General features: G+C 64.0%; 11 protein-coding genes. 9 read left to right on the plus strand and 2 right to left on the minus strand.

What is annotated here, in order from left to right; all coding sequences use genetic code 11:
* Window positions 1-111: 111 nt before the first annotated feature.
* From ABX74_RS09760 to ABX74_RS09795, 8 genes are all read left to right on the plus strand, one after another.
* Window positions 112-1,122 carry an alpha/beta hydrolase gene (locus tag ABX74_RS09760; RefSeq protein WP_020905770.1) on the plus strand — a complete coding sequence of 337 codons (1,011 nt, stop codon included), beginning with the start codon at window positions 112-114 and terminating at the stop codon, window positions 1,120-1,122.
* Window positions 1,123-1,375: 253 nt separating this feature from the next.
* Window positions 1,376-3,259 (plus strand): alpha/beta hydrolase-fold protein, encoded by a 1,884-nt coding sequence (locus ABX74_RS09765; RefSeq protein WP_020905771.1) that lies wholly within the window; start codon window positions 1,376-1,378, stop codon window positions 3,257-3,259.
* A 106-nt stretch (window positions 3,260-3,365) separates the two neighbouring features.
* The gene (locus tag ABX74_RS09770; protein ID WP_047888752.1) at window positions 3,366-3,917 is read left to right on the plus strand and encodes a DUF732 domain-containing protein; all 552 of its coding nucleotides are present in this window, start codon (window positions 3,366-3,368) and stop codon (window positions 3,915-3,917) included.
* A 9-nt stretch (window positions 3,918-3,926) separates the two neighbouring features.
* Window positions 3,927-4,880, plus strand: a complete 954-nt coding sequence (locus ABX74_RS09775) for a cutinase family protein (protein WP_019746409.1) — start codon at window positions 3,927-3,929, stop codon at window positions 4,878-4,880.
* Window positions 4,881-5,086: 206 nt separating this feature from the next.
* Window positions 5,087-6,082 (plus strand): LLM class F420-dependent oxidoreductase, encoded by a 996-nt coding sequence (locus tag ABX74_RS09780; RefSeq protein WP_047888753.1) that lies wholly within the window; start codon window positions 5,087-5,089, stop codon window positions 6,080-6,082.
* Window positions 6,083-6,264: 182 nt separating this feature from the next.
* A complete protein-coding gene (gene fadD32, locus ABX74_RS09785) occupies window positions 6,265-8,154 on the plus strand; it encodes a long-chain-fatty-acid--AMP ligase FadD32 (protein ID WP_003943899.1) in 1,890 nt (629 codons plus the stop codon).
* 37 nt (window positions 8,155-8,191) lie between these two features.
* A complete protein-coding gene (pks13, locus tag ABX74_RS09790) occupies window positions 8,192-13,117 on the plus strand; it encodes a polyketide synthase Pks13 (RefSeq protein WP_047888754.1) in 4,926 nt (1,641 codons plus the stop codon).
* Window positions 13,114-14,655 (plus strand): acyl-CoA carboxylase subunit beta, encoded by a 1,542-nt coding sequence (locus ABX74_RS09795; protein ID WP_019746413.1) that lies wholly within the window; start codon window positions 13,114-13,116, stop codon window positions 14,653-14,655. The genes pks13 and ABX74_RS09795 overlap by 4 nt, the downstream gene beginning before the upstream one ends.
* Here the strand turns inward: ABX74_RS09795 and ABX74_RS09800 are convergent.
* Window positions 14,652-15,563 (minus strand): LysR family transcriptional regulator, encoded by a 912-nt coding sequence (locus ABX74_RS09800; RefSeq protein WP_020968113.1) that lies wholly within the window; start codon window positions 15,561-15,563, stop codon window positions 14,652-14,654. The genes ABX74_RS09795 and ABX74_RS09800 overlap by 4 nt on opposite strands.
* A 73-nt stretch (window positions 15,564-15,636) precedes the next feature.
* Between ABX74_RS09800 and ABX74_RS09805 the strand changes: the two genes are divergently transcribed.
* On the plus strand, window positions 15,637-16,587 hold the full coding sequence (locus tag ABX74_RS09805) for a DMT family transporter (protein WP_047888755.1): 951 nt from the start codon (window positions 15,637-15,639) through the stop codon (window positions 16,585-16,587).
* Here the strand turns inward: ABX74_RS09805 and ABX74_RS09810 are convergent.
* Entirely contained in the window at window positions 16,584-19,886 is a 3,303-nt protein-coding gene (locus ABX74_RS09810) for an arabinosyltransferase domain-containing protein (RefSeq protein ID WP_047888756.1), read from the minus strand. The two genes, ABX74_RS09805 and ABX74_RS09810, sit on opposite strands and share 4 nt — an antisense overlap.
* Window positions 19,887-19,946 lie beyond the last annotated feature (60 nt).

Genomic DNA, 19,946 nt, shown 5'->3' on the forward strand with positions numbered 1-19,946 from the left:
CGCTGCCGACCCGAACTTGTTCGGGCTGGCAGAAAAGCCTGTTCCCCGACGGAATCCGCCGGAGCCACTCCACCGAGTGAGTGCCGCAGACGAAGAGAGAGAGCAGTATCCATGCGTTTTGCCAGAAAGAGGCTGACCCAGCGCCTCAAGCACCGAGCGTTGGCCATCGGTGCCGCAGCACTTGTGCTACCCCTTGCTGCAGGAGTTGCCGGTAGTGCTGTCGCCTCTGCTGCGCCCGCGCACACTGCTCCCAGCCACACCGCCCCCTCCGGCGGATACGACGAGCTGTGGGTGCCCTCCTCGATGGGCAACATCAAGGTCCAGGTCCAGTGGGCCGCACGCGGCGGAAACGCTGCCCTCTACCTCCTCGACGGCCTGCGTGCGCGCAACGACGCCAACGCGTGGAGCTTCGAGACCAACGCGATGGACCAGTACCGCAACGACAACATCACCCTCGTGATGCCCGTCGGCGGCGAGTCCAGCTTCTACAGCGACTGGTATGCACCGTCGAACTTCAACGGCCAGCAGATCACGTACAAGTGGGAAACGTTCCTCACGCAGGAACTCCCCAACTTCCTCGCGAACTACGGCGTCTCGCCGAACAACAACGCGGTTCTCGGTCTCTCGATGGGTGGCAGCGCTGCTCTGACGCTGGCTGCTTACCACCGTGACCAGTTCAAGTTCGCCGGCTCGCTGTCGGGCTACCTGAACATCTCGGCTCCCGGCATGCGCGAGGCAATCCGCGTCGCAATGCTCGATGCCGGTCGCTTCAACGTCGACTCCATGTGGGGACCGCCGTGGAGCCCGTCCTGGCTGCGCAACGACCCGTTCGTCTTCGCACCGCGTCTGCAGGGCCTGTCGATGTACATCTCGTCGGCAAGCGGCCTGCCCGGTGAATACGACCACCCGCGCGCACCGATCGATTACTACAACACGGCTAACGGCATGGGCCTCGAAGCACTCGCCCTGGTCAACACCCGTGCATTCCAGATCCGCATGAACTCGCTGGGTATCCCGGCCACCTACAGCTTCCCGTCCAACGGCACGCACTCGTGGCCGTACTGGTCGGCAGAGCTGTGGAAGGCTCGCGGCCAGATCCTCGACACCATGAACGCTTGGTGATCGTGCGCCATCCCGTGACCTAGTCACTTCACCAGTGCCGTTCCGGACTCCCTCCAAGGGAAACCGGGACGGCACTTGTGTATTCAGGTGCTGCACGATCGCCTGAGGTCAGTAACAATTGCACCACCAGTAACAGCGCGGCTACCCCAAGCGGGGATCGTTTGCGTGTAGAAATAGTTTCAACGGGGGTCTGGCTGCTCAGGCGGCTACACGATCGACGCGCGGACCGAACGTAAGGAAAGAGAGTGAGCTCATGCGAGTAGGCCTTGCCACGGAGGACCGTCGCCGGTCCCGGGCAACCTTCCGGACAAAGGTCGTCGGCGCACTGGCAGCGATGCTGGTACTGCCGATCGCCGCGGGCTTGACGACGGCCGGAACCGCGGCAGCCGCGCCGGCACCTGCTCAGGCCGCACCGGCCGTGACCCAGAACCCCACCGGCGCAGCGGTCACGAAGGTCGACTGGCTCAGTGAGCGTCGCGTCGCGCTGTGGGTGAACTCTCCCGCGATGGGCACCCCGATTCAGGTGCAGATCCTCTTGGCTCGCGATTGGAACGTCAATCCGTCGGCCAGCTTCCCCTCGGTCTGGATGCTCGACGGTCTTCGCGCGACCGACAACGAGAACGCCTGGACCTACGAAACCGACGCCGAGTCCTTCTACGCGGACAAGAACGTCAACGTCATTCTTCCCGTCGGCGGTCAGTCCAGCTTCTACTCCGACTGGCTCGAGCCCGACAACGGCAAGAACTACCAGTGGGAGACGTTCCTGACCAAGGAACTGCCCCCCATCCTCGAAAAGGACTGGCGGACCACGCAGACGCGCGGAGTCGTCGGACTGTCGATGGGCGGCACGTCCGCGATGTTTCTCACGGCGCGAAACCCCGGCTTCTTCAAGTTCGCGGCTTCGCTGTCCGGCATCCTCACCACCACCTCGCTCGGCATGCCTCAGGCAATCCAATTCGCGATGACCGACGCCGGTGGATACAACTCCGCCGCGATGTGGGGACCGCCGTCCAACGCACAGTGGGCTGCACACGATCCGTATGCGCTCGCCGAGAAGCTCAAGGGCGTCAGCCTGTACGTCTCGAGTGGTAGCGGTACGACCGGCCCGTACGACCAGCCGTCGGGAATTCCCGGCGTCAGCACCAACTACGCAGGTATGGGCCTCGAGATCCTCGCTCGCCTGACCTCGCAGACCTTCGCGACCAAACTCAACCAGCTCGGCATCCCCGCGCAGGTCAACTACCGCCCGTCCGGAACCCACTCGTGGCCGTACTGGCAGTTCGAGCTTCATCAGCTGTGGCCGCAGTTGGCCAACGCCATCGGCGTCGAGGTGGAGAAGCCGGCTTGCGGCACTTCGGGTGAGATCGGTGCGACGGCTGCAGCCAACGGTTGGATCGGCGACTGCATCACCCCCGAGTACAGCGTCGCGGGTGGCCTGGCACAGGACTTCCGCAACGGTCGCATCTACTTCACCAGTGGAACGGGCGCCCAGCCTGTCGCCGGTCGTATCGCCGGCGCGTACATGAACACCGGAGCAGCGGCCGGCCCGCTCGGCTTCCCGCGTACTCCGGAGCTCGGTACCCCCGACGGACGCGGACGCTTCAACCACTTCCAGAACGGCTCCATCTACTGGACCCCGCAGACCGGCGCTCACCCCGTCAGCGGCGACATTCTCGCCGAGTGGTCCGCACAGGGATGGGAAGGTGGCCCGCTCGGCTACCCGACTGCCGACGAGATCGCGACCCCCGGCAAGCCGGGCAAGGTTCAGGGATTCGAGATCGGCGCGATGTACAGCAGCGCCAACGGAACTCACGCGGTTCTCGGAATGATCATGGGCAAGTACGGCGAACTCGGTTGGGAAAACGGCTGGCTCGGATTCCCGAAGTCGAACGAGGTTCCCATCAAGGACAACGGGCGCTTCACCGAGTTCGAGGGCGGCAACATCTACTGGAGCCCCGGCACCGGTGCATGGTCCGTCGAGAACGGCCCGCTCTTCGACGGCTGGAAGAGCGTCGGATACGAAGGCGGCCGCCTCGGATTCCCGATCAGTGACAAATTCGACATTCCCGGTGGTGTCCAGCAGAACTTCCAGTTCGGCTACATCACGGTGATCGGTGACAAGACAGAAGTTCACTAACTCACAGTGGTGCACGACGGGCGGGCCCGATCACGGATCGGTGCCCGCCCGCGTGCGTTGCGTAACCTGTTGATGGACTTTCGACTGAAGGCAAGGACGGACATTGATGTCGCTTTTCTCGGGTAACCGAAACACTTGTGCACGCGCGATCGCGGTCAGCGCCTTGGCGCTCGCCACTGGTGGCGCGCTTGTCGCGTGCGGTAGTGACGACTCCACTGCAACCTCCAATCCGGTCACCACGACGTCCGCTGCGGCTTCGTCCTCGAGCGGTTCGGCGTCTGCGTCCGCCTCTGCGACCACGACGGCGTCGGCTGCACCCACCAGTCCAGGAGCAGCAGCCACCGCGCCGCCGGAGCAGCCGCAGAGCATCGAAGGCTTCCCGGGCCCCACAGTCGTCGAGGTCAGTCCAGAGGCACAGAAGTTCCTCGACGGACTGAAGGCGAAGGGCATCACCCCAGCCGGTGACGGAAGCATCGCCGTCAACACGGCCAATTACATCTGCGCTGCCGGTCCTCAGACCGACGACGAGGTCCTGACCTTCGTGACTGCCTTCGTCGGCCAGGAAGCGTCGGCGGAAGGCAAGCAGATCACTCCCGAGCAGGCAGGTGCGAACGCTCAGATCTATATCGACGTCGCCAACACCACCTACTGCAAGTAGGCGCGGGTCATGGCGAGGTCTGGAAAGCGTCGTGGGTGCCTGATCCCGCTGCTGATCATTCTTGTGGTCGCAGCGGTCGTGATCGGCGGTTGGTACATCCTGGCCGGGCGGGTGCCTTCGCCGACTCCGATCCCGCCGAGTCCGGAGCCACCGGTCTCTCAGCCGGCCAGTTGCCCCGATGTCCAGGTAGTAGCCATACCGGGTACGTGGGAGTCGAGCGCTACCGACGACCCGTACAACCCGACGGCCAATCCGGCGTCGTTGATGCTGAACGTGACCCGTCCTCTTCAGGAGAAGTTCGATAGTTCGAGGGCCGACGTCTACACCGTTCCTTACGTCGCACAGTTTTCGAATCCGGTTGCGATCCCGCCGGACGGACAGCAGTCCTACAACAACAGCCGGGCTGCGGGAACTGCTGCCACTAACGACTTTCTGATGAAGCGGCACGCCGAGTGCCCGCTCACGAGCTACGTCCTGACCGGATTTTCCCAGGGCGCGGTGATCGCGGGTGACGTCGCCGCGAGTATCGGCGACGGTACCGGCGCGGTGCCTGCCGATCTGGTTCTGGGCGTGGGCTTGATTGCCGACGGTCGGCGCGATCCGGCGTTCGGGAACACGGTTGGCCCGAGCGTTGCCGGTGTCGGCGCCGAGCTGTCGCTGAACGGGCTGAAGCTTCCCGGTCTCACGATGACCGGCCCGAGGCCAGGCGGATTCGGCGACCTCAACGACCGGACTTATCAGATCTGCGCGCCGAGCGACGGTATCTGCGACGCTCCGGCCGCCGCTCTCAATCCGACCAACTGGTTGAGTTCGGCGCCGCGGCTTCTCGAGTACTACAACAACCCTGTGCACGCGATGTACAACTCCTTCCAAGTCGATCCGAACGGCACGACGGCCACCCAATGGATGGCACAGTGGGCTGCGGAGAAGATCGACGCCGCACCGACACCGCCCCACAGTTGAGTCACCGCCGCACTGTTGATTCGTCACAATCGGGCGTCTCGGGAGTTCGCTCGCGGGTAATCTGCTCGTTTGGTCCCGGTAGAGTGCTGCACGGTCCGGGGGCGTCCTCTACAGTGCTGTCACGTAAGTGACTGGCGAGTAGGTTCGATTTGTCCGGTTTCGAAGTCCGAGTACGACGTACGTGTCCATCACAGGAGAATCGCTATATGAGTTCCACCCACGGCAGCGATGCCCTACGCAAATTCCGGTTTGCGGCCGGTGGCGAGGGCAACGCCGAAGAGGGTGGTGCGCGACGTTTCATCAAGCTTGCGCAGAAGGCCGAGGAACTCGGCTACGACTCGTTCATGATTCCGGACCACCTGGGTAATCAGGTCGGACCGATCGCCGCTCTGGGAGCGCTCGCAGTGGCCACGGACAAGATCCGTCTGGGCACTGCCGTGTTGGCCAACGGCTTCCGTCATCCTGCTGTGCTCGCGAAGGACGCGGCGACTATCGACGTGCTGTCCGGTGGTCGACTCGAACTCGGTATCGGCGCAGGCTGGATGAAGGAAGAGTTCGACAAGGGCGGCATCGCATACGAAAGCCCCGGCGTTCGCATCGAGAAACTCGAGGAGTCTCTGCAGATTCTCGACACACTGCTGCGCGGGCAGGAATGCACTTTCGAAGGCAAGCACTATCAGGTGCGTGGCCTCAAGGGCAGCCCGCGACCGCGGCAGGGCCCGCGGCCGCCGATCATCGTCGGAGGCGGTGGACCGAAGATGCTCGCTCTCGCCGCGAAGTACGCGGACATCATCTCGGTCGCCACACCGACCAACCGTGACGGGCGGCTTCTGCTCTCCGGAATCACGATGGAAAAGACCATCGAACGTGTCGAGCGGATCCGCGAAGCTGCCGGCGAGCGTTTCGATGAGATCGAACTCAACTGGACCATCACCATGATCATGATCACCGACGATCGAGAGCAGGCTGCCGAGATGGCAATCGCCGCTCTGGACCAAGGTTTTCCGCCGAACATCGAAGTGGATCGTAAGCTGAGCGTGAAGGAGTTGCTGAACTCTCCATACCTGGCTGTGGGCACTTTCGAGGAAATCGCAGACCAGATTCGACTGGTCCGTGAGAAGACGTCCATGTCGTACGTCGGGGTCTTCCCGACGCAGATGGAAGCGTTCGCCCCGATCATCCCGTTACTGGCGGGCGAGTAGGCCGGAGAATACGGACGATGCGAATCTGTAACATATCGATGGTTTGGGATCGATGAAGTGATTCAGGTGAGTTGCGCACAAAGTGCGATTCGATTGATCGAAGATGGACCCGAGAGAGCGAAGGAAGTCTGGGGCGCAGGCATGAAAGACAGTGCTTGTGTGATCGCTTCGGAGGAGATGGAATGAACGCGCTGTTCGATGGCTTTCTCGACGAGAAGGGCCAGATCCGCCTGCAACCAGGCTTCACGCTGGTCGACTACGTCGAGCAACACTCGCGTGTCAACGCGGACGAGCTCGCGTATCGGTACATCGATTACTCACGCGAGCGTGACGGTGAAGCCCTGGAGCTGACCTGGGAGCAGTTCGGTGTGCGTCTGCGCGCTGTTGCAGCCCGTTTGCAGCAGGTCACCAAGCGTGGCGACCGTGTCGCGATTCTTGCGCCGCAGGGGCTCGACTACGTCATTTCGTTCTTTGCCGCCATTCAGGCAGGTTCCATCGCGGTGCCGCTCTTCGATCCGGACGAGCCCGGCCACACCGACCGTCTTCACGCTGTTCTCGGTGACTGCAAGCCGACTGCGATTCTGACTGCCGCATCGTCGGCAGCCGGTGTTCGTCAGTTGTTCCGCTCGCTTCCCGCTGCCGAGCGTCCGCGCATCATCGCCGTCGACGCGATTCCCGACACCGTCGGTGAAACGTGGGTTCGTCCCGACATCGAACTCGACGACATCGCGTACCTGCAGTACACCTCCGGTTCGACCCGAGTTCCCGCCGGCGTGGAGATCACCCACCGCGCTGTCGGAACGAACGCGCTCCAGATGGTCGACTCCATCGAACTCAACGAGGACTCACGCGGCGTCACGTGGCTGCCGCTGTTCCACGACATGGGCCTGCTGACGGTCATCCTGCCTGCTCTGGGCGGCAAGTACATCACCATCATGAGCCCGCGCGCTTTCGTGCAGCGGCCGTACCGGTGGATCAAGGAACTGGCTGCGGTTTCCGACGGCGCAGGCACCTTTGCCGCCGCTCCCAACTTCGCTTTCGAGCACGCTGCCGCGCGCGGCCTGCCGAAGGACGGCGAGACCCTGGACCTGAGCAACGTCATCGGCCTGATCAACGGCAGTGAGCCGGTCACGACGTCGTCGATGCGCAAGTTCAACGACGCTTTTGCTCAGTACGGTCTGCCCAAGACTGCGATCAAGCCGTCGTACGGCATGGCCGAAGCGACGCTCTTCGTCTCCTCGACCAAGCATTCCGACGAGGCCAAGGTCATCTACGTCGACCGCACGGAACTCAACAAGGGCCGCATGGTCATCGTCGACCAGTACTCCGAGAACGCCATCGCACAGGTCTCCTGTGGGTACGTCTCGCGCAGTCAGTGGGCGGCGATCGTCGATCCCGAAACTCTGACCGAGGTCCCCGACAATCACGTCGGCGAGATCTGGTTGCACGGCGAGAACATCGGCATCGGCTACTGGGGTCGCCCCGACGAGACGGCGGAGACCTTCCACAACAAGCTGGACAATCGGTTGAGCGAAGACAGCCACACCGAGGGCACGCCGGCGGATGCCAACTGGATGCGTACCGGCGACTTCGGCGTCTACGTCGACGGCGAGCTGTACATCACCGGCCGCGTCAAGGACCTCGTGATCGTCGACGGTCGCAATCATTACCCGCAGGACCTCGAGGCTTCGGCTCAGGAAGCCAGCCCCGCCCTGCGCCCCGGCTTCATCGCTGCGTTTGCCGTGCCGGCCAACCAGCTGCCTTCTGTCGTGTTCTCCAACACGCACTCCGGTCTGAAGTTCGACGACGACGATTCGTCGGAGCAGTTGGTCATCGTGGCCGAGCGTGCTCCCGGCGCAGGCAAGGCCGATCCGCAGCCGATCGCGGACACCGTGCGTGCGGCGATTTCTTCCCGTCACGGTGTTACGGCCCGAGACATCCTGCTCGTCCCCGCGGGTTCGATTCCGCGTACGTCCAGCGGCAAGATCGCTCGCCGCGCGTGTAAGGCGAGTTATATCGAGGGAACGTTGCGAGGCGGCTATCAGCAGACCGCATTCCCCGATAGCGTTTGAGGAGCAGTCCCTTCATGATCGGTGGCTTGGTGAGTTGATGGTTGAACAAGATGGTGTGCAGAGCAAAGACGTTGTGAGCGAAATGAGTGTCGCGCAGTTGCGTGAGTGGCTTCGCAACTGGATCGCCGACGCGACCGGTCAGCCGGTGTCGACGATTGTGGACGACCGGCCGCTGGACGAGTTCGGACTCGCCTCGCGGGACGCAGTTGCTCTGAGCGGAGACATCGAGGATCTGCTCGGTGTCACGCTGACCGCCACGATCGTCTACCAACACCCCACCATCGCCTCGCTGGCTACTCGGATCATCGAAGGTGAGCCCGAGGCGCCGGAGGAGACCGTCGACGCGTCGTACTACGTCTCAGGCGCCACGACGGACGCCCACGACATCGCCATCGTCGGTCTGTCCACACGATTCCCCGGTGCCGGGCACACGCCTTCGGACATGTGGGAAATGCTGGCGGCCGGACGCGACGGCATCAGCGACCTCCCCGAGGACCGCTGGGCCGAGTTCATGTCGGATCCCGCCATCAAGGCCGCGGTCGAGAACGCCAACACCAAGGGCGGGTACCTCGACGACGTCAAGGGCTTCGACGCCGAGTTCTTCGCGATGTCTCCGCTCGAGGTCGTCAACGTCGATCCGCAGCAGCGCCTCGCCCTGGAACTCGCGTGGGAAGCGCTCGAGCACGCGCGCATTCCGGCCAGCGGGCTCAAGGGCAAGCAGGTCGGTGTTTTCATCGGCAGTTCCGCCAACGATTACCAGCTGCTCGCGGTCAGTGATCCGACGACGGCGCACCCGTACGCACTGACCGGAACGTCGACGGCCATCGTCGCGAACCGGGTTTCGTACTTCTTCGACTTCCGTGGACCGTCCATCGCTCTGGACACCGCGTGCTCGTCTTCGCTGGTTGCCGTTCACGAGGCTGTGCGTTCGCTGCGCAGTGGTGATTCCAACATCGCGCTGGCCGGTGGCGTCAACATGCTGCTGGCCCCTCCCGGAACCCTCGGTTTCGATCAGACCGGGATGCTCGCTCCCGATGGAAAACTGCGTGCATTTTCCGCACACGCTCAGGGCATCGTTCGCAGTGAGGGTGGCGGACTCGTCGTGCTCAAGCGTCTCGAAGACGCCGAGCGTGACGGCGATTCCATCCTCGCGGTGATCGCCGGATCCGCGGTCAACCAGGACGGCCGTTCCAACGGTCTGCTCGCGCCCAACCCTGACGCCCAGGCCGACGTGTTGCGTTTCGCGTACCGCGACGCCGGAATCTTGCCGACCACAGTCGACTACATCGAGGCGCACGGAACGGGCACCGATCTCGGTGATCCCATCGAGGCCGACGCGCTCAGTCGTGTCGTCGGTCGTGGCCGTGACGACGACAAGCCGGCTCTGCTCGGTAGTGCGAAGACCAACTTCGGGCACCTGGAAGCAGCTGCGGGCGCCGCCGGCCTGATCAAGGTCGTTCTGGCGATGCAGGAAAACAAGATTCCCGCGACGATCAACTACCTGGGCCCGAACCCGCACATCGACTTCGAGAAGGCGCACCTGCAGGTGACGCCCGAGGCCACCGACTGGCCGCGCTACACCGGCAAGGCCGTCGCCGGCGTTTCCGGTTTCGGTTTCGGCGGAACCAACGCGCACGTCGTGGTCAAGGAATACGTGCCTGCCGAGACGGTAGTGGATGCCCCTGTCGCCGATGCACCTGTGGAAGACGAGAGCACCGTTGTGCTGGCTGTGTCCGGTGCGCTGCCTTCGCGTCGTCGCCGCGCAGCTGCAGATCTGGCCGACTGGCTCGAAACCGAAGAGGGAAGCAAGACGCCCCTCGCCGACGTTGCCCGCACACTCGCGCGTCGCAACCACGGACGCTCGCGCGCCGCTGTTCTGGCGAAGACGCGGTCCGAGGCCATCAGCTCGCTGCGCGCCGTCGCCGCAGGCAAGCCGGCTCAAGGAGTCTTCTCGGCCGACTCGCCGTCGCCCAAGGGCGCGGTGTGGGTGTTCTCGGGCTTCGGCTCGCAGCACCGCAAGATGGCCAAGCAGCTCTACACGGAGAACGCGGCTTTCAAGGCAGCCGTCGACGAGGTCGATGCGCTGATCCAGGACGAGGCCGGCTACTCGATGGTCGAGATGTTCCTCGACGATTCGATCGAGTACAACGTCGAGACCGCACAGGTGGGAATCTTCACCATCCAGGTCGGTCTGGCTGCGTTGTTGCGTCACCACGGCGCTGAAGCCGAAGCCGTGGTTCCGCACTCGATGGGTGAGGCCGCTGCCGCATACGTGTCCGGTGGTCTGAACCTGGAAGACGCTGTGCGCGTGATCTGTTCACGTTCACGGCTGATGGGTGAGGCCGAGGGCGCACTCGTCGGTGACGACATCCGTCTGATGGCACTGCTCGAGTACAGCGCATCCGAGATCGAGGCGTTGCTGCCCACGTACCCCAAGCTCGAGGTCTGCGTTTACGCAGCTCCGACGCACACGGTGATCGGTGGACCGCAGCCGGACATCGAGGCGATCGTCGCGGCCGCCGAGGCCGACGGCAAGATGGCGCGTGTCCTGCAGACCAAGGGCGCCAGCCACACCTCACAGGTCGATCCTTTGCTCGGCGAGCTTGCCGCGGAGTTGGCCGGTATCGAGCCGACCACGTTGAAGCTCGGCGTCTACTCGTCCGTCGACAAGGACACTTTCTACCGTCCCGGTCACGAGCCGATCCATCAAGAGGCGTACTGGGTCAAGGGTCTTCGCCACAGCGTGTACTTCACCAATGCGGTACGCGGTGCAGTTGCCCACGGCCACACCACTTTTGTCGAGCTTGCACCCAACCCGGTGACGCTGATGTCGGTGGCGGCTACCGCGTTCGATTCGGGCCTGCACGACATGGAACTCATCCAGACGCTCAAGCGTAAGGAAGACGAGTCCGCGGGTGTGCTTGCCGCTCTCGCACAGCTGTACGTGCACGGCCATGCCGTGAACCTCGAGTCCTTGCTTCCTGCAGGCGATTTCGCCTCGGTTCCGCGTACTGCATTCCTGCGTAAGCCGTACTGGCTCGACATTCGCGTCAGTGCCGGCGGTTCGGCTCGCGTACCCGGTTCGCACGTCGCTCTGCCCGACGGCCGCCACGTGTGGGAGGTCGACGCATCCGCCGTCACCGATCTGGCTGTGCTCGTGAGCGCTGCTGCCGGACAGGTGCTCTCGGATGTCGCTCTCACCGCTGCCGTTCCGCACGGTGAACTGGCCGGCGCTGCGACCCTGACGACAACCCTCAACCCGCATCCGGGTGGAGCGTCGGTGCAGGTGCACGCACGCGAGGGCGCTACGTTCCGTTTGCTGTTCGACGCCGTCGTCACGTCCGGTGAGCCGCTGCCCGAGCTGGTCGTCAGCGCGCCGGTCAAGACCAGCGCGCCGATGGAAACCCTGGCCGAGGTCGTCGAAGACGCCGGAGACAAGTGGGATCCGAACGGTTCGCAGAGCCTCGACGACCGCCTCAAGATCGTTGTGGCCGAGTCGATGGGGTACTCGCCGGAAGATCTTCCGGCCGAGGTTCCGCTCATCGAACTGGGTCTCGATTCGCTCATGGCGATGCGTATCAAGAACCGCGTCGAGTACGAGTTCGACATTCCGCAGCTCCAGCTCCAGGCAGTCAAGGACGCGAGCCTCAACGAGGTCAACAAGTACCTGCGCTACGCGATCGACAATCGCGAAGAGGTTCAGGCGATGGCCGACAAGCAGGCTGCCGAGAAGTTGGCGGCCGATGCGGCTGACGAGGACGCTGCTCCCGCTGAGGAGTCGGTGGAACTGCCGGCGACTGCTCCGGTTGCTGCTGCGCCTTCCGATCCTTCTCGGGCCGGAACTGCCGACGATGCCGGCTCCGATGTTCCGCCGCGAGATGCGGCCGAGCGCTTGACGTTTGCGACGTGGGCCGTCGTCACCGGGAAGTCCGCCAAGGGTATTTTCAACGATCTGCCGATCGTCGGTGACGAGGTCGCCGAGAAGCTTGCTGCTCGGCTTTCCGAGCGTGCGGGCGGCGAGATCACTCTCGACGACGTTCTCGATTCCACGACCATCGAAGAGCTTGCGGACGTCGTGCGCCAGTACCTCGAGGACGACGGCAAGATCGACGGACTCGTACGCACTCTGCGTGCCCGTCCCGAAGGTTCCACTGCCGTACCGGTATTCGTCTTCCATGCTGCCGGTGGTTCGACGGTGACGTACGAGCCTTTGCTCAAGCGCCTGCCCGCCGGCACGCCGATGTACGGGTTCGAGCGGGTCGAGGGCTCGATCGAAACCCGTGCTGCTGCTTACGTTCCGCTGCTGCGTGAGATCCAGGGCGACGGACCGTACGTACTGTGTGGCTGGTCGTTCGGCGGCGTGATGTCGTATGCGGTCGCGAAGTTGCTGCGTGAGCAGGGCGCCGACGTGCGTGTGGTTGGACTTCTCGACACCGTCATGGCCGGCGAGGTCGTGCCGGACACCGAGGCGGAACGACGCAAGCGTTGGGAGCGCTACGGCAAGTTCGCCAAGCGCACCTACAACCTGGATGTTCCGCTGCCGCTTGACGTTCTGGCCTCCACCGAAGCGGACGAGGATCAGATCCAGATCTTGATGGACATGATCAAGATGAGCGGCGCCAAGATTCCCGGCGGCATCATCGAGCATCAGCGGACGTCGTGGTTGGACAACCGCGCCATCCAGACGGCCGAGTTCAGCAGCTACGACGGCGACGTCGTGCTCTACATGGCCGACAAGTACCACGACGAGCTGATGACGCTCGAGCCCGCATTCAAGACCCGCAAGGCAGATGGTGGTTGGGGTGACTACGTGAAGAACCTCGAGGTCGTCTACATCGGCGGGGACCACCTGCAGATCGTCGACGAGCCGTACATCGCGAAGGTTGCGGCAGACCTCACCACCAAGCTGGCCCAGATCGAGACAGCTCAGACCAAAGCAGCGGAAACCGGAGTTCAGAAGTGACGACAACCACCGCGGAGAAGCTCGCTGAACTCCGCGAAAAGTTGGAGAAGGCAAAGGAACCCGGCTCGGCTCGGGCCATTGCGAAGCGCGATGCAGCAGGGCACAGTACGCCGCGCCAGCGCATCGACATGTTGCTCGATCCCGGTAGCTTCGTCGAGGTCGGCGCCCTGGTGAAGATGGCGGGCGAGGACAACCCGTACAGCGACGGCGTCATGACCGGTCACGGAACTGTCGACGGGCGTCCGGTTGCCGTGTTCGCGCACGATCAGACTGTGTTCGGCGGTGCCGCCGGAGAGATGTTCGGCCGTAAGGTCGCCGCCGTCAACGATTTTGCACTGAAGGTGGGCTGCCCGGTCGTCGGTATCAACGATTCCGGTGGAGCTCGAATCCAGGATGCCGTTTCCTCATTGGCCTGGTACGCCAACATGGGTTCACGTCAGGAGCCCTTGTCCGGCGTCTGCCCGCAGATCTCGGTCATCCTCGGTAAGTGCGCCGGCGGTGCCGTGTACGCACCGATCAACACCGACGTCGTTGTCGCGACCGAAGAGTCGTACATGTTCGTCACCGGACCCGACGTCATCAAGTCGGTCACCGGCGAAGAGGTCAGCCTCGAGGATCTGGGCGGAGCGCGCAAGCAGGCGGAGTACGGAAACATCCATCACGTCGCTCCCGACGAGAAGGCTGCATTCGACTGGGTGCGTGAGTACCTGAGCTTCATGCCGTCCTCGTGCACGGAGAAGGCGCCGTTGATCAACCCGGGTCTCGAACCCGAGATCACCGAGTCGGATCTCGAACTCAACGCCTTCATGCCGGATGCCGACAATGCCGGCTACGACATGCACGACATCATTCTGCGGATCTTCGACGACGGAACCTTCCATGAAATCGGAGCCCAGGTCGCGCACAACGTGATAACCGGGTTCTCCCGCGTCGACGGCCTGCCCGTCGGTGTCGTGGCCAACCAGCCCACGTACCTCAGCGGCGCCCTCGATGCGGACAGCTCCGACAAGGCTGCCCATTTTGTGCGCCTGTGCGACGCTTTCAGCATCCCGCTCGTTTTTGTCGTCGACACACCAGGCTTTCTTCCCGGCGTCGATCAGGAAAAGGTCGGTGTCATCAAGCGCGGCGGGCGTTTCCTGTTCGCGTACATCGAAGCCACTGTCCCGAAGGTGACTGTGGTGGTTCGTAAGGCGTACGGCGGCGGTTATGCCGTCATGGGTTGCAAGCAGCTCGGTGCCGACATCAACCTCGCGTGGCCGACCGCTCGTATCGCCGTGATGGGTGCCGAGGGTGCCGTCAACATCATGGGACGTCGTCAGCTCGCCGAGGCGGGAGAGAACGCACCCGCGGTGCGTGCTCAGTTGATCAACTTCTACAACGAGTTCGTCGCGACGCCGTACATCGCGGCTGAGCGCGGATACATCGACGCGGTGATCGAGCCTTCGCAGACGCGTCTCGAAATCCGCAAGGCTCTGAAGTTGCTCAAGGACAAGACGATCTTCAAGAACCCGCGCAAGCACAACTTGATGCCGCTCTAATTCTTCTTGTCACCGAGGGCGTCGAACTGGCGGCGTAGCGCTTCTATCGCCGCCAGGACGGCAGGTCTTTCGCTGTCGGTCCGCCAGGCGAGGTAGATGTCGCGGCCCAGCGGCGGAAGGGTGTCGAGCATTCGAACACCTTCCGGTGGTACAACTCTCGCGAGGCGCGGGATCAAAGCGACGGCGAGGCCCTGAGCTACGAATTCGACCTGGGTGGGAAACTCGGCGACCTCGTACTCGATTCGTGGGTCGAACCCCTGCGCGCGCAGGGTCCTGACGGTGAAGGTGTGAAAGTCCGTTCCCCGGGTCCACGTCGCCCAGGCATGCTCGGACAGCTCGCTGAGCGCGACGACCTTGTTCTCCGCCAGCGGATGTGACGCGGGGAGAGCGAGCAGCGCCACGTCGTCGTACACGGGCGTGAAGGAGACTCCGTCGGGAAGTTCGACGGGCAGAGTGCTCCAACTGTCGACCACCACGACGTCGAGGTCGCGGCGAATCAGTGCGGGGAGGAGTTCTTCGGATTCGCCTTCGTTGAAGGTGATTTCGAGCTGGGGGTGCGCGTGCCTGATCTCGGCGATGGCTCGCGGCAGCACTGTCCTGCTGGGGGAGACCAGGGCCCCGATGCGTACGCGGCCCGTCACCTCGCTCTGCAGCGACGCGATTTCCGCCTCGGCCTGGGCGAGCGTCGAGAGAACCTCTGCGGTTCGGCGCGCGAGGATCCGGCCCGCTTCGGTGAGTCGTACACCGCGGCCCTGCGGTTCGAGGAGCGGAACACCGACCTCGCGCTCGAGCTTGTTCAACTGCTGCGAAATTCCGGAGGGTGTGACATGCAAGGTGCGGGCGGCAGCCGCTACTGATCCGTTCTCGGCGACAGCGTGCAGGGCGCGAAGTCTTTCGAGATTCAACACAGTAGTAATGCTACCGAATATACGGTCTGAACATTTGCTTGTGCTGAATAGTTAGCGGCAGGAACATTGTCGAGTGACCACTCTGACCTCCGTGACTGCGCAGACACCGAAACCCACCAGAACTCCTCGGGGGCGCATCGACCCTCGATTGCTGGTCGTCGGAGGCGCAGCCGCGATCTCGATCAGTTCGCTCCTCATCAAGCTGGCCGATGTCGGGCCCTCGACGGCCGTCTTCTTCCGTTGCTTCCTGGCCTTGCCGCCGCTGTTGTGGTTGGCGTGGCGAGAGTACCGCCGGGTGGGCAAACCGAGCCGGCGGGCAGCCGTTCTGCAGGTGCTCGGCGGTCTGTTGCTCGGACTGGATTTCGCGTTGTGGTCGCAGTCGATTCTGATGATCGGCGCGGGTATGGCGAGCGTCGTCGTGAACGTGCAGGTGATTGTGGTGCCCGCACTGTCCTGGTTGGTGTTCGGCAATCGGGTGCCGATGCGCTTCGTCTTCGCCCTACCGTTCATGTTCACGGGAATCGCCTTGGCGGGCGGCGTGTTCGGGGGCGGGGGAACCGGCGACGACCTGCTGTGGGGAACGGCGCTCTCGCTCGTCTCCGGAATCGCGTACGGCGGCTACATCTTCGTGGTCGGTCGTACGGGCGAGGCGGATCGGGCCGCGAGCCAGGTGTTGATCTCGACGACGTCCGCGGGCATCGCCGGCTCCGTCATCGGATCACTGTGGGGCCGGATCGATTTCGTCCCGGGTTGGGAAGCGTTCGGCTGGCTCGCGGCACTGGCGCTGGTCGGCCAGGTGTTCGGCTGGATGCTGATGGGGCACTCGCTCCCTCGGCTTCCCGCCGAGGTGGGCGCGACGCTCCTGCTCATGCAACCGGTCCTCGCCGTGCTGCTGGCGGTTGTGCTGCTCGGCGAACGGCCAGGCGTTGGGCAACTACTCGGGTGCGTCGTCGTTGTCGGAGCGGTCTCGGCCGTCTCCATACGTCGCACCCGAGCAGTCACCCGAGTAGGTAGCGCAGGCTAGTGCACTCGCATCTCGCCGGGCATCCACATGCCCGAGCGGGTTGCGGTGCCCGTCTCCACCTCTGCCGGAACAGCATTCGGGAAGTACCGGTCGTAGCGCTCGAGTGATCCCCAGTCCCGTGCCCAGTCGTCCTTCAGGTACGTCGGAACCGTCGTAGCACCGGCGAGGACCTCGGTGAATCCGAGCGGTCCACCGTTGTCTGCGGACTGCCAGGTATCGGTGGAGCTGACGGCCAGGGGACGGTCCGGGAGGATGCGGAAGTTCGGCATCTCGGCCACACCGTTCTGATGTGTGAACGGACGTTGGCACGGGAACTGAAGGCCGACAGCCCAGTCCAGGAGGACCGGCTGCTCGCTGCCGATGTACGAGTCCAGGGACTCGAGCTTGGGCACGCGCGGCGGCGTGAACGCCATCCACTGATCGCCCGTGAGGTTGGGATCGAACGCGACCACCCGAACGGCATCGGCATCTGGCGCGAGTTCGTCGATCGGGATACGGACGTTGCGCCACGACGGCGCCGGGCCGATGTCTCGCGGCATGTACGAACCCTGAACCTGCACGGTTCCGTCGGGCTGAGTCTTGCCGTACTCGACCAGAAGCGACTGGCCGTACGTGATCGCACCGGTGTTGTCGACGGACCACACGCGGCCCGCCACGGACATGACCACCAGCGGTGATTCTTCACTGCGAGTGGGCAATCCGTACCAACTCGAGATGAGGGAAGCAGGTTCCTGCACGCCGGGCTGGTAGCTGCCCATGACCGGTGTCTTCGACGGATCGAGGCCGAAGGGGAGCTTGGCCGTGCTGCCGTTGACGCCGAGGTTACCGGTGCCGCCGCTGGTTCCGGCGCCGGAACCGGTGGCGAAGGTGGGGCCGACACTCTGGCTGTCGGTATTACCCATGCCCTGCTTGACTTCGATGTAATCCGCAGTCAGATCGCTGGGAACCCCATTGGGGGAGAAGCCCTTCGAATCAACTCCGGACAACGGATCCTCCGCGTTGAATCCGGGAGCGGGCAGAGGCCGCAGATTCCCGGAATTGACGTCGGTCTCGACCAGAACGTCCTCGGCCATGCCGCAGGTCCTGCCCGCGAGTGCCTCGATGTTGCTTCGGCCCAGCGAGTACGCCGGGTACTGCGACACTGCGCCCTTGAGTAGCGAGAGCACCTCGAACAGGACCATCAGACCGGCAATCACGGTGAGCGGAGCGGCCGCGAACTTGCGAATTCGTCTGCCCTTGGCCGTGTTCGGCTTCTCGGGCGGGGCAGCAAATCCCTCACGCAGGTACTGCCAGGCGGCAAAGGCCAAGGCGAGAGCAAAGAGCGCGAGGAACAGTGTGTTGGATTCACGGCCGTCGTAGGAGATGGTCTTGTCGAACCACGGAACGCCGTAACTCGAGACGTACCAGTAGCCGTTGATGCCGGCGAACGTCAACGCGAGCATCAGGAGCAGTCCGGCCACGAACACCGATCGGTTACGACGCGAGCGCAGGGCAGACGCGGACACAGCCACGGCGGTCAGCGCGGCGAGAGAACCGGCGATGCCCGCGTACGCACCGAAGTGGTGAGTCCACTTGGTGGGGTTGAACATCATCAGGAACATCGTGCCGAAGACGACGCCGACCAGGCGCCACGACGGACCGGTTGCCGCGCCGGGGACGCGGCCGCGGCGCAACAACACGAAGAGCGTCGTGAAGAGGCACAGGATCATCGTCAAGAACGCGAAGCGTCGGGCAACCGAGCCGTCGACCGTCTGGACGAAGAGGTAGTAGTAGCGCAGGAAGTCCTGGAACCACTCGAGATTGGGCCCGATGATCGTTCGGACGCGCGTGGCTTCCATGACGCCGGCAAAGGTCTGGTCGGCGAAGATGACCACCAGCACGATAGTTCCGGCAGCGGCGATCGGAGCGAGAAGCGGCAGTGTGCCGACCAGTCGGTGACGCTTGACGACGATGCGCACCAACGGGCGCACACCGGCGAGAAGGGCTGCGATACACATCAATCCGGTGGGTGCCGCGGCAAGAGTGAAGGCGCCGATCAAAATTGCCGTGGCCGCGGGCAGCAGACGTCCGGTGGCGATGGCGCGCTCGATGGAGCACCAGGTGAGCAGTGCGCCGAGAGCCACGATGGGCTCGGGGCGAAGACCGTTGTTGTACGCCAGCCAGAAGGACAGGAATACCAGACCGCCGGTCCAGAGGGCGACGTTGCTCCGGCGAACCGCCCGGCCGAGACGCGGGACGACCTCGCGGCTGATCACCATCCAGCAGAGGATTCCGGCGAGCAGAGCGGGCAGACGCATGAACGGGCTCGCCGTCGAGATCTTCGCCATCACGGCCAGGACTTCGTAGTACCAGCCGAACGGGGCCTCGGGAACGCCGAACCAACGGAAGTAGTTGGCCATGTATCCCGCGTCCGGCGAGACTCGGGCCATGGTCAGGAGATAACCGTCGTCGGCGGTGTTCGCGCCGATGAAGTGCCAGACGACCAGCGTGCCGACCACAACTCCGTCGATACCGGAGAACTTCCACCAGCGTTCGGGCAGGAAGCGTCGGTGCTTGCGGCCGTCGGTGCCGTCGAGGCGAGCCAGGGCGACCAGCGCGACGATGGTCGAGAGGACGGCCACGATCATCGCGACCAGCTTCAGGACGCTGGGGCTCGACGAGAAACGTGAGTCGATCGTCATCGAGAAGCCGAGGCCCTCGGGGGCAGCGCCGTCGGGCAGGTCGCTGAAGACGCCGACCACCTGCGGGCGGAAGTCGCCGTCGAGCTGGCCACGAATCGGGTTGCCGTCGGGATAGGTCAGGCCGACGAACTCTGCCGAGGTCCGGTTGACGTCAGAGCTGAACGCGATGGCGCCGCAGCGACTCGACTCGACGTCCTCGCGCGCTGCCGAAGCGACGACGACGTTGCGATCGAGCACGTCGACGCTGGTAGCGGACACGCGGACGAACATCGACGAGAGCGCGGCACCGTCGCCCTGAGCAGGTGCCGTCGACATCAGGATGCCGCCGCCCTCGGGGAGTGAGCTGACCGCGGTGCAGGGGATCGACGCGTTGACGTCGATGGGAACCTGCGCCATCAGCGGTGCCTCGACGTCGCCGATCACGCCGTTCTGTGGCCAGTTGACCGTCGCCGTCGTCTGCACGACAGGAAGCAGAGGAGTTGCCAGTGCGAGTACGAAGCCGAGCAAGCCGGCGATGATCGCAACCCATCGAGTGCGATGGAAACGCTCGCGGGCATCCTGACCAGCAGGAGGCGGCGAACTCGAAGTCTGGGGTGAAGCTGTCACGGCGTCGGGCACGGCTACCGATGGTATGTCAGGGCTGAGCGTGGACCTACCGTGACCGGGTGGTTGGTAGGT

This window comes from Rhodococcus sp. ARP2, from assembly GCF_001029585.1.
Classification (GTDB): Bacteria; Actinomycetota; Actinomycetes; order Mycobacteriales; family Mycobacteriaceae; genus Rhodococcus_F; species Rhodococcus_F erythropolis.